This window comes from Delftia sp. NA_296.1 (genome assembly GCF_052692095.1).
Genome location: NZ_JBQZGF010000009.1, coordinates 36,562 through 49,814, shown reverse-complemented (window position 1 = coordinate 49,814; position 13,253 = coordinate 36,562). Strand labels below are relative to the sequence as shown.

The following is a 13,253-nucleotide window of genomic DNA, read 5'->3' as shown; positions in this document are numbered from 1 at the left end:
CTCTCGGGAATAAGGGTGGGGAAGAAAGAAAAAAAGGGCGGAATCAGTCGAGCTTCAAACCGGCTGTTTGAACCACTTTTTGCCAGCGCTGGCGCTCGGTGGTCAGGAAGCGCGCGGTCTCGGCGGGGTTCATGGTCACGACCTCGGCGCCCTGGCCCGTGAGGCGGGCGCGCACCTCGGGCGAGCGGATGGCGGTGATCAGGGCCTCATGCAGGCGCTGGACCACGGCCTCGGGCGTCTTGGCGGGAACGACCACGCCTTGCCAGGTGCCGGTCTCGAAGCCGGGCACGCCCTGCTCGGCGATGGTGGGTACGTTGGCGGCCAGCGGCATGCGCGTGCCCTTGGACAGGCCCAGCAGCTTGAGCTTGCCGCTTTGCACATGGGGGTAGGTGGCCAGCATGCCGTTCATCAGCACCTGGGTCTGGCCTGCCACCGTGTCCTGGATGGACTGCACGCCGCCCTTGTAGGGCACGTATTCCCAGCGGGCGCCCGTGGCGCGCGCCAGTTCCACGCCGGCCAGGTGCGGGGCGCTGCCCGTGGCGGTGACGGCAAAGCTCAGGTCTTCCTTCTTGGACAGGGCCACCAGCTCCTGCAGGTTGTTGGCCGGCACCGAAGGATGGACCACCAGCAGGTGGGGCGAGTAGGCCAGCATGGCCGTGCCGCGCAGGTCCCGGGACAGGTCGAAGGACAGCTTGGTGTAGAGCGAGGGCGAGATGGCCAGCGCACCCAGGTCGCACAGCATCAGCGTGTGGCCGTCGGGCTGGGCCTTGGCCACCATGTCGGCGCCCAGGTTGCCGTTGGCGCCGGGCTTGTTCTCGATGACCACGGGCTGCTTGAGTTCTGCCGACAGCAGCGGGCCGATGGCGCGCGCAATGATGTCCGAGCTGCCGCCCGGCGGGTAGGGCACCACCAGGCGCAGCGGCCGCGTGGGCCAGTTGCTCTGGGCCAGCGCACCGGCGCCGGTGGCTACGAGGGCGGTGGCGCCAGCGGCGCGCAGGAACTGCTTTCGGCTCAGGGTCATGCTCTTGTCTCCGGGTTTGATGTTGTCAGTTGTCGTACAACTGAAACCGATTTTTAACCGAGATCTGCAAGCAGTGATAAAGGGTTTTCCCTTGGTTGTCTGAATTCCCGTGGCAACGCCATCGGCCCCGAAAGGCCCATGGGAGCACTCAGGCGGCGCTGGTCTTTTGTGCCAGGCGCAGGCGTTCGCGGCTGTTGGTCAGGTGGATGCGCATGGCCGCGCGGGCCGAGTCGGCGTCCTGGCGCTCGATGGCAGCGAGGATTTCCTCATGCTCGCGGTTGACGCGGCGCAGGTAATCGGGGTCGCGCTGGGGCTGGTGGATGGAGGCGATGCGCGTGCGCGGAATCAGCTGGGCGCCGAAGTGGCGCAGGATGTCGCCGAAGTAGCGGTTGCCCGTGGCCTCGGCGATCTGGGTGTGGAAGGCCAGGTCATGGGCCACCGTGTCCTCGCCGCGCGCAAAGGCGATCTCGAAGGCCTGCAGCGCCATGCGTATGCCCTGCAACTGCTCGGGGCTGCGGCGCAGCGCGGCCAGGCCGGCGCTTTCGGTCTCCAGGCTGATGCGCAGCTCCAGCACGGCCATCACGTCCACGGCGGCCGTCAGCTCGTCGGCATTGAGCATCAGCGTGGATGCGGGCTGGGCGGCGCGCACGAAGGTGCCTATGCCGTGGCGCGTCTCCACCAGGCCCGAGGCCTGCAGGCGCGACAGCGCCTCGCGCACCACGGTGCGGCTGACTTCGTAGGTCTGCACCAGCGACGACTCCGTGGGCAGCTTCTCGCCTTCGGCCAGCAGGCCGTTGCGGATCTTGCTCGCGAACTCGTCGAACAGCAGGGCGGCCAGATTGCGGCCGCTGCGACCGGACTTTCCTCGCAGGGGAAGCTCGATCGTTGGGGGTGATGCGGGAAATCCCTTTGCCGAACTTTCCATGGTGCTGATCATAATCGCTCCAAGTTGTACGACAACGTATCACAAGACGTCCACGCCATCGAGTTTTTTTGATCCTCCTGAACCCGCATTCCAGATGAGCACCACCCACGCGACCCACGCGATCCGCCACATACGCATCACGCCCATTGCCTTCCGCGATCCGCCGCTGCTCAATGCGGCCGGCATTCACGAGCCCTGGGCGCTGCGTTCCATCATCGAGATCGAAACGGCCTCGGGCCTGGTCGGCATCAACGAAAGCTATGGCGACCAGCCCATGCTCGATGCGCTGGCCAAGGCCGCGCCCGCGCTGGTGGGGCTGTCACCCTGGGCGCTCAACGAGATGGAGGTCCGCGTCGCGGCCCTGGTGGCGCCGCCAGCGCTGACGGCCTCCGAATTCCTGGGCCAGCAGGTGTCGCTGGCGCCGGGCACGCATGTGTCCAAGACCGTGGCCAAGGTGGTCAGCGCCTTCGAGGTCGCCATGCTGGACCTGCAGGGCCAGATGGCGGGCGCCCCCATCGTGGACCTGCTGGGCGGCGCCGCGCGCGACAGCGTGCCGTTCTCTGCCTACCTGTTCTACAAGTACGCCGAGCACATCGACAGGCCCTATGGACCAGATTCTTCTCCCGACGCCTGGGGCGAGGCCCTGGCGCCGCAGCAGCTGGTGGAGCAGGCGCGGCGCATGATTGCGCAGTACGGCTTCCAGAGCATCAAGCTCAAGGCCGGCGCGCTGCCGCCCGAGCAGGAGGCGGCCGGCATCCTGGCACTGGCCGAGGCCTTTCCGGGCACGCCGCTGCGCATCGATCCCAATGGCAACTGGACGGTGGAGACCAGCCTGAAGATCGTGCAGCAGCTGCAGGGCGTGCTCGAGTACTACGAGGACCCGGCGCCCGGCCTGGACGGCATGGCCGCCGTGGCACGCGAGTGCGATGTGCCGCTGGCCACCAACATGGTGGTGACGGACTTTGCCGAGTTCCGCCGCAACGCCGACATGGGCTGCCCCGTGAAGATCGTTCTCAGCGACCACCACTACTGGGGCGGGCTGCGCGCCACGCAGCGCCTGTCCACCCTGTGCCGCACCTTCGACCTGGGCCTGTCCATGCACAGCAACTCGCACCTGGGCGTGAGCCTGGTGGCCATGACGCACCTGTGCGCCAGCGTGCCCCTGCTGACCTATGCCTGCGACACGCATTACCCCTGGCAGGACGAGGAAGTCGTCGAGGGCGGCCGGCTGCAGTTCGAGCAGGGCAGCCTGCGCGTGCCCACGGCGCCCGGCCTGGGTGTGCGGCTGGACCGCGAGGCCCTGGCCCGCCTGCACGACAACTACCTGCACTGCGGCATCCGCAACCGCGACGACCTGGGGCAGATGCGCAAGTACGACCCCGCGTTCACCGGCCACCAGCCGCGCTTCTGAACCCGCTTTCACACCATTCCAACGACAAGCCCTTCCCGGAGACAAGCACCATGCAACGCCGCACACTCATCCAACATTCCCTCGCCAGCGCCCTGCTGCTGGGCACGGCCCTGGCCGCCATGCCCGCCGCCGCGCAGGGCAACTGGCCCACGGGCAAGCCCATCACCTACCTGGTGCCGTTCCCGCCTGGCGGCAATACCGATACGCTGGCGCGCGTGATCGCCCAGCCGCTGAGCAAGGCCCTGGGCACGCCCGTGGTGATCGAGAACAAGGGCGGCGCGGGCGGCAGCGTGGGCTCGGCCATTGCGGCGCGCGCACCGGCCGATGGCTACACCATCCTGGGCGGCACCATCAGCTCGCACGCCATCAATGTGAGCCTGTACGCCAAGCTGGACTACGACCCGGTCAAGTCCTTCACGCCGGTGGCCATGCTGGGCTCGGGCCCGCTGGTGCTGGTGGTGCCGGCCTCCAGCCCCTACAAGACGCTGGCCGACGTGCTGGCCGCCAGCAAGGCCAAGGCAGCAGCGGGCGGCCTGACCTCGGCCTCGCCGGGCAGCGGCACCTCCAACCACATGGCGCTGGAGCTGCTGGGCTACCAGACGGGCGTGAAGTTCACCCACGTGCCCTACAAGGGCAGCGGCCCGGCCGTGCAGGACGTGATCGGCGGCCAGGTGGACATGATGTTCGACACCGCCCTGGTCGTCGGCCCCCATGTGCAGGCCGGCAAGCTGCGCCCCATTGCCGTGACCAGCTCGCGGCGCCTGGAGTCCCTGCCCGATGTGCCCACCATCGCCGAGGCCGGAGAGAAAGGCTTCGACATGGGATCGTGGCAGGCCGTGTTCGCGCCCGCTGGCACGCCCAAGCCCATCGTGGACCGGCTGCATGCGGAGATCATGAAGATCGTCGCCACGCCTGAGGTGCAGGCGCGCCTGAAGAACTTCGGCATGCTGCCCTCGCAGATGACGCCGGCCGAGCTGGGCGAGTACCAGAAGGCCGAGGTGGTCAAGTGGGGGAAGGTGATCAAGGCTGCTGGAATAAAGGCAGAGTAAATAAAGCACCCCCTGAGCGGCTTGCGCCGCTTCCCCCTCTCTACTTGCTTCGCAAGGGAGGGGGACGACACCCTCGCTGCGGGGCGGCGCGGCCGGCGTAGGCCCTTGCTTGGTGTCCCTCGCTTTGGGCCGCGCCGGTTGCGTGGGCTGTGCCGCTTGCTTGGGCGGGCTGTGCCCAGCGGACAGCGACAAGAAACTGAAAAGACATTGCCATGAGTACCCCACTTCCTCTTTCCATCCGCATGCATCCGGCCGATAACGTGGCCATCGTGGCCAATGACGGGGGGTTGCCTGCGGGCACGGTGATGCCCGGGGGGCTGGTGCTGGTCGACAAGGTGCCGCAGGCGCACAAGGTGGCGCTGGTGGATATTGCCGAGGGCGGCGAGGTGCGCCGCTACAACGTGGTGATCGGCTATGCGCTGCAGGCCATTGCCGCGGGCAGCTGGGTGCATGAGCGGCTGCTGCGCATGCCGGGGGCGCTGTCTCTTGAGGGGTTGCCGATCGCCACGGTGCAGCCGCCCGAGCTGCCGCCGCTGACGGGCTACACCTTCGAGGGCTACCGCAATGCCGATGGCACGGTGGGCACGCGCAATATCCTGGCCATCACCACGACGGTGCAGTGCGTGGCCGGGGTGCTGGATTTCGCGGTGGGCCGCATCAAGGCCGAGCTGCTGCCGCGCTATCCGAATGTGGACGATGTGGTGGGCCTGGAGCACAGCTATGGCTGTGGCGTGGCCATCGATGCCGTGGGCGCCGAGATTCCGCAGCGCACGCTGCGCAACATCAGCCACAACCCGAATTTTGGCGGCGAGGTGATGGTGGTGAGCCTGGGCTGCGAGAAGCTGCAGCCCGAGCGGCTGCTGCCGCCGGGGTCCTTCCCCATCGTCGATGAGCGCGAGCCCGCGCTGGACGTGGTCTGCCTGCAGGACGAGGCGCATGTGGGCTTCATGTCCATGGTGGACTCCATCATGGGCAGCGCCCGGGTGCATCTGGAGCGGCTGAACGCGCGCCGGCGCGAGACCGTGCCGGCCAGCGCCCTGGTGGTGGGCGTGCAGTGCGGCGGCAGCGATGCGTTCAGCGGCGTCACGGCCAATCCGGCCGTGGGCTTTTGCACCGATTTGCTGGTGCGCGCAGGCGCCACCGTGATGTTCAGCGAGGTGACCGAGGTGCGCGACGGCATCGACCAGCTCACCTCGCGCGCCTCCAGCCCCGAGGTGGCCCAGGCCATGATCGAGGAGATGGCCTGGTACGACGCCTACCTGGACAAGGGCCGCGTGGACCGCAGCGCCAACACCACGCCGGGCAACAAGAAGGGCGGCCTGTCCAACATCGTCGAGAAGGCCATGGGCTCCATCATCAAGAGCGGCACGGCGCCCATCACCGGCGTGCTGTCGCCGGGCCAGCGTCTGGCCGACCGGGGCATCCAAAGCGGCCTGGTCTATGCGGCCACGCCGGCCAGCGACTTCATCTGCGGCACGCTGCAACTGGCCGCCGGCATGAACCTGCATGTGTTCACCACGGGCCGGGGCACGCCCTACGGCCTGGCCCAGGTGCCCGTGATCAAGGTGGCCACGCGCAGCGACCTGGCGCGGCGCTGGCATGACCTGATGGACGTGAACGCGGGCCGCATCGCCGAAGGCCAGGCCAGCATCGAGGACGTGGGCTGGGAGATGTTCCGCCTGATGCTGGACGTGGCCAGCGGCCGCAAGAAGACCTGGGCCGAGCAGTGGAAGCTGCACAACGCCCTGGTGCTGTTCAATCCAGCGCCCGTGACCTGAGCCGCGCCCACAGGCCCCTGTCGGCACAGGCTGACAGGGCGCTGGTGCGCCGCTGCGCACAATGGGGGCCATGCCCTCAGATACCCCGGAAACTCCCCCCGCCTCGTCCTGGTCCGCACGCCTGCAGCGCCTGATGGAGCTGAACCCGCTGCGCGCCATGTGGAATGCCGTGCAGCTGTGGCTGGACGCCGATGGCCTGCGCATGAGCGCGGCCATGTCCTTCTACGGCATCCTGAGCCTGGCGCCGCTGCTGCTGCTGCTGGTCGGCCTGCTGGGCTGGTGGGTGGACCGCAGCTATGTGGAACACCAGTTGATCGACCAGGTGCAGGACGTGATCGGCGAGCGCGGCGCCCAGGTGGTGCGCGGTGCGCTGGAAAGCGCCCAGCGGCCCGACGAGGGGCGGCTGGCCTCGCTGTTCGGCTTCATCCTGCTGATGTCGGGCGCCACGGGTGTGTTCGTGGAGCTGCAGTCCGCGCTGGAAAAGCTCTGGACCTCGAACGGCGAGCCACCGCCGCCCAAGGCCGTGTGGTGGCGCATGGCCGCGCTGCGGCTGCGCGGCCTGACCTATGTGCTGGCGCTGGGCTTCTTGCTGCTGGTGTCCATGGCCCTGTCCACGGCCATCCAGCTGATCACCAACTGGGCCGGCACCAAGCTGCAGATGCAGCCGCTGGGGCCGCTGATCAGCCTGATCAACGAATGCGTGTCCTTCGGCATTGCCGTGCTGCTCTTCGTGGGGCTGATGCGCATCGGCAGCGGCCCCAAGCCCCGGCTGCGCTATCTCATCTTCGGCGCCATCGTCGGCGCCCTGCTGTTCACGCTGGGCAAGCAGGCCCTGGCCTGGTATCTGTCCACGGCGGCCGTGGTCTCGGCCTATGGCGCGGCGGGTTCGCTGGTGGTGCTGTTGATGTGGATCTATTTCTCGTCGGCCATCCTGCTGCTGTCGGCCGCCACGGCCAAGGCCTTCAGCGACGCCGAGGTGCGCTTCACCCACCCCATCCGCTGGGCGCCGCCCGCCGGTCCAGCGCAGGCCAGGGACACTTCGGACGGCAAGGGCTGAGCGGCTGCATTTCGACGAAGATGAACGCCTGCGCCGCGGCCCGCAAAGCCGCGGCGCAGGGCGTTTGGGAGTGGAACAATGCAGCGAAAGTCCCCGGGCACCGAGGCCCGGGGCCAAGGACAACATGGACCGATTGCAGACCATGCGGGTGTTTCAGACCGTGGCCGACGAGGCCGGGTTTTCGGCGGCGGCGCGGCGCCTGGACATGTCCGTGCCCACGGTCACGCGCCTGGTGGCCGACCTGGAGCAGCACCTGGGCACGCGGCTGCTGCAGCGCACCACGCGCAGCGTGTCGCTGACCGAGGCCGGCGAGGCCTATCTGGAGCGCGTGCGCGGCATCCTGGCCGATGTGGAGGATGCCTTCAGCCTGGCGCAGGCGCACACGCTGGAGCTGTCGGGCGCCGTGCGCGTGCTCACGCCGCCCGTGTTTGCCGAGCATGTGCTGGCGCCGCTGGTGGCGGACTTCCACCGCCTGCATCCGCGCATCTGCATCGAGGTCTTCGTGGAGTCGGCCAGCGAGGCCGCCGTGGGCGAGTACGACATCACCTTCCTCAACGCCGAGGAGGGCTATGACGGCAACGTGGTGGCGCGGCCCATCGTCACCACCTGCGGCCTGGCCTGCGCCTCGCCCGAGTACCTGGACGCCCATGGCGTGCCCGCCGTGCCCGGGGATCTGGCGGGCCACCAGTGCCTGCTGCGGCGCCGCGCCCAGGGCCGCTCCGACGTGCTGCGCCTGCGCCGGCTCGATGGCAACGCGGGCGAGGCCGAGGTGGCCGTGCAGCCCGTGCTGGTGGCCAACCACACCGGCACGCTGCTGCGTGCCACGCTGGACGGCGCGGGCATCAGCACCCAGCCGCTGGACCTGATCGCGCGCCACCTGCGTTCGGGCCGCCTGCGCCATGTGCTGCCCGAATGGACCACGGGCCATTTCACCCTCTACGCCACCTTGCCCACGCGCAAGTTCATGCCGGCGCGCGTGCGCAGCTTCCTGGACTTCGTGGCCGAGCACACGCAGCGCTCCATGCAGGGCCTGCCCGCCAACTTGCCGGCCCTGTCCATCTGAGCGCGGCTGTCATCTAGGTTACTGGCGGGGGCCTGAGGGTCTCGGGGTTTCCCAGGTGAATTCCGCTGTGCGGAATCTTCGGGTTGATCGTGGCGCCGCCCCCCTCCTAAGCTGGCCTTGCCTGTCTGCCGCATGCGTTGTCGCGCCGCGCCGGCCGGCCATGCAAAGGAGACAAGACAATGCAAGCACAGACCCTGGCCGGGCGCCGAGCCGCGCCTTTCCGCAGGAGGCGTTGAATGGACGTTTTTCTGCAGCAAGTGCTCAACGGCCTGACCCTGGGCGGCATCTACGGCCTGGTGGCCCTGGGCCTGACCCTGGTCTACGGCATCCTGCACGTGCCCAATTTCGCGCACGGCGGCTTCTACATGATCGGCGCCTTCGTGGCCTTCCAGGCCATGGTGGCCTGGAGCTGGGGCTACTGGGCGGCCATGCTGACCGCAGCCGTCGCGGTGGCGGTGCTGGGCATCGTCAGCGAGCGGCTGATCTTCCATCCGCTGCGCAAGGCCTCGCCCCTGCATCCCAAGATCGCCTCCATCGGGCTGCTGCTGTTCCTGGAGGCGGGCGCCCAGGCGCTGTGGGGCGCGGACTTCCAGCGCATGCCCACGCCCTACACCTCCATCGTGGAGATGGGCGGCATCACGGCGCCCGCGCAGCGCCTGCTGATCATCGGCGCGGCCTTTGCGCTGATGGTGGCCCTGCACCTGTTCCTGACGCGCACCATCACGGGCGCGACCATCATCGCCATGGCGCAGAACCGCGAGGGCGCATCCATGGTGGGCATCGACGCCAACCGCGTATCCATGCTGACCTTTGCCATCTCGGGCGTGCTCGCGGCCGTGGCAGCCACGCTGTATGCGCCCATCAACCTGGTCTATCCGGCCATGGGCCACCTGGTCATCACCAAGGCGTTCGTGATCATCATCCTGGGCGGCATGGGCAGCATCCCGGGCGCCGTGCTGGGCGGGCTGATCATCGGCTTTGCCGAGAGCTTCGGCGCCTACTACATCTCCACCGACTACAAGGACATCATCGCCTTCGTGCTGCTGGTGGTGATCCTGTCGCTGCGCCCGCAGGGCCTGTTCGCCAAGAGGAGTCATTGAATGAACGGATTCATCGACTCCCGCGTTGCCTGGGGCCTGCTGCTGGCCGCCGGCATCGCCTTTCCCTGGCTGGCGGGCAACGACTACCACCTCACGGTGATGAGCACGGCCTATATCTTCGCCATCGCCACGCTGGGCCTGAACCTGATCACGGGCTACACGGGCCAGCTCAACCTCGCGCACGCAGGCTTCATGGCCGCGGGCGCCTATACCGTGGGCATCCTCACGGTGGACCATGGCTGGCCGTTCTGGGGCGGGCTGGTGATGTCGGGCGTGGTGTGCGCGGTGCTGGGCTACCTGATCGGCATCGTCTCGCTGCGCCTGAAGGGGCACTACTTCTCGATCTTCACGCTGTGCGTGGGCTACATCATGTTCCTCGTGATCGAGAAGTGGGAGGGCCTGACCCACGGCACCGTGGGCATCATGGGCATCCCCGCGCCCGAGGCCCTGGGCGCGCTGAGCTTCGAGTCGCCGCTGGCGCTGTACTACCTGGTGCTGGCCTTCCTCGTGGCCTCGATCTGGGTGATGCGGCGCATCGTCCGGTCGCTGCTGGGCCGCACCTTCATGGCCATCCGCAACAGCGACGAGCTGGCCGAGGCGCTGGGCATCAACCTCATGCGCAACAAGGTGCTGGCCTTCATGCTGAGCGTGGTCTACGCGGGCGTGGCCGGCGGCCTGTATGCGGGCTTCGTGCGCTTCATCGGTCCCGACATGGCCGGCGTGCACCACACCTTCGACATGATGATCTTCGCCATGGTCGGCGGCATGGGCACGGTGCTGGGGCCGCTGCTGGGCGCCATCGGCATGCCCTGGATCACGCAGTACCTGCAGTTCCTGCAGGAGTACCGCTTCATCGTCTTCGGCCCGATTCTCGTGATGCTGGTGATCTTCATGCCCTACGGCGTGGTGGGCAGCTTCACCGCATGGCGCGCGCGCCGCAATGCCAAGGAGGGCAAGCCGCATGCTCAAGATTGACCACCTGACCAAGACCTTCGGCGGGCTGGCCGCCGTGAGCGATGTCAGCACCGTGATCGAGGAAGGCCGCATCAACGCCATCATCGGCCCCAACGGCGCGGGCAAGACCACGTTCTTCAACCTGATCAGCTGCGTGCACAAGCCCACCTCGGGCACCATCACCTTCAACGGCCAGGACGTGACCTCTCTGCGCACCGACCAGGTGGCGAAACTGGGCGTGGCGCGCACCTTCCAGACCACAGCGCTGTTCGACCGCGCCACGGTGCTGGACAACCTCATCGTGGGCCACCGGCTGCGCACGCGCTCAGGCCTGTGGGACGTGCTGCGCGGCTCCAGCCGCCTGCGCGAGGAAGAGCGCGTGTGCCGCGAGAAGGCGCGCGACGCGCTGGACTTCGTGGGCCTGTCGCATGTGGCCGGCCGCATCGCGGGCGACATCACGCAGGAGGAGCGCAAGCGCGTGGCCTTCGCGCTGGCCCTGGCCACCGACCCCAAGCTGATGCTGCTCGACGAGCCCGCTGGCGGCGTCAACCCCGAGGAGACAGAGGGCCTGGCCGAGCTGATCCGCAAGCTGGTGCGCCACGGCATCACGGTGGCGCTGATCGAGCACAAGATGGGCATGATCATGAGCCTGGCCGACAAGATCCTGGTGCTCAGCTACGGCGAGAAGATCGCCGAGGGCACGCCCGAGGAAATACGCCGCAACCCCGCCGTCATCGATGCCTACCTGGGGAGCGAGCATGCTGAAGTTTGAGAACGTGTCGCTGCGCTACGGCAGCTTCCTGGCGCTGGACGGGGTCAGCCTGCATGCCGACCGCGGCGAGCTGGTGGTGCTGCTGGGCGCCAACGGCGCGGGCAAGAGTTCGCTGTTCCTCACGGCCAGCGGCATCCACAAGGCCGCTGGCGGCTCCATCGTCTGGAATGGCAAGGAGCTGGCTGGCAGCAAGCCATCGGCCATCGTGCAGTCCGGCGTGGTGCAGTGCCCCGAGGGACGCAAGCTGTTCCCCCAGATGTCGGTGCTGCGCAACCTGCAGCTGGGCGCCTACGTGCACCGCCGCGACCCCGGCCCCAGCCAGAAGACGCTGCAGGAGGTGATGGAGCTGTTTCCCATCCTGCGCGAGAAGCAGCACGACCCGGCTGGCTCGCTGTCGGGCGGCCAGCAGCAGATGGTGGCCATCGGCCGCGCCATGATGGGCCGGCCACAGGCCCTGCTGCTGGACGAGCCCTCGCTGGGCCTGGCGCCCCTGGTCATCAAGCAGATGTTCGAGGCCATACAGCGCATCAACGCGGCCGGCACCACCGTGCTGCTGGCCGAGCAGAACGCCTATGCGGCGCTGAAGATCGCGCACCGCGCCTATGTGATGGAAAGCGGCCGCATCGTGCGCGAGGGCAGGCCGGCCGAGCTGCTGGCCGACGACTCCATCCGCAAGGCGTACATCGGCGCATGACATGACACTGCACCCCCTGAGCCGCTGCGCGGCTTCCCCCTCTCTCTCGCTTCGCGAGGGAGGGGGACGACGCCCTCGCTGCGGGGCGGCCCTTGCTCGGCGTCCCTGGTCTGGGCTGCGCCGGATTTATGCGTTGCGTCAGCAGCGATTCGTTCTTCACTATTCAAGGAGACAGACATGACAGCATTCGCACCATTGACCCGCCGCAGGGTGGGCACGCTGGCCCTGGCCCTGGCCTGCGCCGCCGTGGCCGCCGCCGGCCCTGCATTGGCGCAGGAGGTGGTCAAGATCGGCTACTCCGGCCCGCTGTCGGGCGGCGCTGCCCAGTACGGCAAGAACGTGCTCGACGGCATGCAGATGGCCGTCTCCGAGATCAATGCCGCAGCTCCCGAGATCGGTGGCAAGAAGGTCAAGATCGAGATCGTTCCGCTGGACGACAAGTACAACCCGTCCGAGACCGCGATCAACGCCCAGCGCCTGGTGCAGCAGCACAAGACGGCGGCCATCCTGGTGCCGCATTCGGGCGGCATCTTCGCGCTGCAGACCACCAACGAGCGCAGCAACTTCATCGTGCTGGCCTACAGCTCGGTGCCGCAGATCACCAACCGGGGCAACAAGCTGACCCTGCGCATCCCGCCCGAGTTCACCTCGTACATCGACCCGTTCTCCAAGTACGTGATGGGCCGCTTCGGCAAGAAGGTGGCCCTGGTGGGCGCCGACCACGACTACGCCAAGGCCTGGGTCGCTGCCTTCAAGCCCGGCTGGGAAAAGCTGGGCGGCACCGTGGTGGCCGAGAACGCCATGAGCTACAACCGCGCCACCGACTTCTACAGCGGCGTGAGCAAGGCCCTGGCCGAGAAGCCCGACGTGCTCTTCGTGGGCGGTGCCTCCGAGCCCACGGCCCTGGTCGTCAAGCAGGCGCGCGAGCTGGGCTTCAAGGGCGGCTTCGTGGTCATGGACCAGGCCAAGCTCGACGAAATGGCCCGCGTGGTCGGCGGCTATGCGCCGCTGGAAGGCGCCATCGGCGTCATGCCCGTCTCCGAGGACACCAAGCCCGAGAACAAGGCCTTCGTCGAACGCTTCGGCAAGGTCTACCCGGGCCGCATCCCCGGCTCGGAGGCGCAGTGGAACTACACGGCCGTGCACGCCACCGTCAAGGCCATGCAGCTGGCCGGCTCGGCCTCGGACACCAAGGCCATCCACGCCAAGCTGGACGAGGCCTACAAATCCCTGCGCCCTGACGTGAACCCCGGCGGCGTCAAGGGCGTCGATGAGCGCGGCGGCACGTTGACCACGGAGCGCGGCGCCGCTGTGCGCGACGGCAAGATTGAGGCGGTGATGACGGTGGCGAACAAGTAGAGCGCCGCTCAGTTTTTCGACCGAAAGCGCCTGGTGCCAGCTTGATCTGGCCCAGGCGCTTTCTTGTGGA

Annotated in this window: 12 protein-coding genes; 10 read left to right on the top strand and 2 right to left on the bottom strand. The window is 68.0% G+C overall.

Features of this window, described 5'->3' with window-relative positions:
• Positions 1-43: 43 nt before the first annotated feature.
• Both ACUTR7_RS21330 and ACUTR7_RS21325 read right to left on the bottom strand, forming a co-directional pair.
• On the bottom strand, positions 44-1,021 hold the full coding sequence (locus ACUTR7_RS21330; protein WP_013800130.1) for a Bug family tripartite tricarboxylate transporter substrate binding protein: 978 nt from the start codon (positions 1,019-1,021) through the stop codon (positions 44-46).
• 148 nt (positions 1,022-1,169) lie between these two features.
• Positions 1,170-1,958 carry a FadR/GntR family transcriptional regulator gene (locus tag ACUTR7_RS21325; RefSeq protein WP_012202192.1) on the bottom strand — a complete coding sequence of 263 codons (789 nt, stop codon included), beginning with the start codon at positions 1,956-1,958 and terminating at the stop codon, positions 1,170-1,172.
• Positions 1,959-2,040: 82 nt separating this feature from the next.
• Here ACUTR7_RS21325 and ACUTR7_RS21320 point away from each other — a divergent pair, with 82 nt between their 5' ends.
• From ACUTR7_RS21320 to ACUTR7_RS21275, 10 genes are all read left to right on the top strand, one after another.
• Positions 2,041-3,357 carry a glucarate dehydratase family protein gene (locus ACUTR7_RS21320; RefSeq protein WP_199961831.1) on the top strand — a complete coding sequence of 439 codons (1,317 nt, stop codon included), beginning with the start codon at positions 2,041-2,043 and terminating at the stop codon, positions 3,355-3,357.
• 50 nt (positions 3,358-3,407) lie between these two features.
• Complete coding sequence (locus tag ACUTR7_RS21315) at positions 3,408-4,406, top strand: Bug family tripartite tricarboxylate transporter substrate binding protein (protein ID WP_063327751.1); 999 nt, start codon at positions 3,408-3,410, stop codon at positions 4,404-4,406.
• Positions 4,407-4,618: 212 nt separating this feature from the next.
• On the top strand, positions 4,619-6,184 hold the full coding sequence (gene garD / locus ACUTR7_RS21310) for a galactarate dehydratase (RefSeq protein WP_034397737.1): 1,566 nt from the start codon (positions 4,619-4,621) through the stop codon (positions 6,182-6,184).
• 70 nt (positions 6,185-6,254) lie between these two features.
• A complete protein-coding gene (locus ACUTR7_RS21305; protein ID WP_034397739.1) occupies positions 6,255-7,241 on the top strand; it encodes a YihY/virulence factor BrkB family protein in 987 nt (328 codons plus the stop codon).
• 124 nt (positions 7,242-7,365) lie between these two features.
• A complete protein-coding gene (locus ACUTR7_RS21300; RefSeq protein WP_013800135.1) occupies positions 7,366-8,304 on the top strand; it encodes a LysR family transcriptional regulator in 939 nt (312 codons plus the stop codon).
• 236 nt (positions 8,305-8,540) lie between these two features.
• Positions 8,541-9,404 (top strand): branched-chain amino acid ABC transporter permease, encoded by an 864-nt coding sequence (locus ACUTR7_RS21295; RefSeq protein WP_012202199.1) that lies wholly within the window; start codon positions 8,541-8,543, stop codon positions 9,402-9,404.
• The gene (locus ACUTR7_RS21290; protein ID WP_445609777.1) at positions 9,405-10,379 is read left to right on the top strand and encodes a branched-chain amino acid ABC transporter permease; all 975 of its coding nucleotides are present in this window, start codon (positions 9,405-9,407) and stop codon (positions 10,377-10,379) included. It abuts the gene before it with no gap.
• The gene (locus ACUTR7_RS21285) at positions 10,366-11,130 is read left to right on the top strand and encodes an ABC transporter ATP-binding protein (RefSeq protein ID WP_012202201.1); all 765 of its coding nucleotides are present in this window, start codon (positions 10,366-10,368) and stop codon (positions 11,128-11,130) included. Before ACUTR7_RS21290 ends, ACUTR7_RS21285 begins: the two co-directional genes overlap by 14 nt.
• Positions 11,117-11,824: an ABC transporter ATP-binding protein gene (locus tag ACUTR7_RS21280; protein WP_013800138.1), complete on the top strand. Its 708-nt coding sequence runs from the start codon at positions 11,117-11,119 to the stop codon at positions 11,822-11,824. Before ACUTR7_RS21285 ends, ACUTR7_RS21280 begins: the two co-directional genes overlap by 14 nt.
• A gap of 177 nt (positions 11,825-12,001) precedes the next feature.
• On the top strand, positions 12,002-13,183 hold the full coding sequence (locus tag ACUTR7_RS21275) for an ABC transporter substrate-binding protein (protein ID WP_445609776.1): 1,182 nt from the start codon (positions 12,002-12,004) through the stop codon (positions 13,181-13,183).
• Positions 13,184-13,253: the final 70 nt, after the last annotated feature.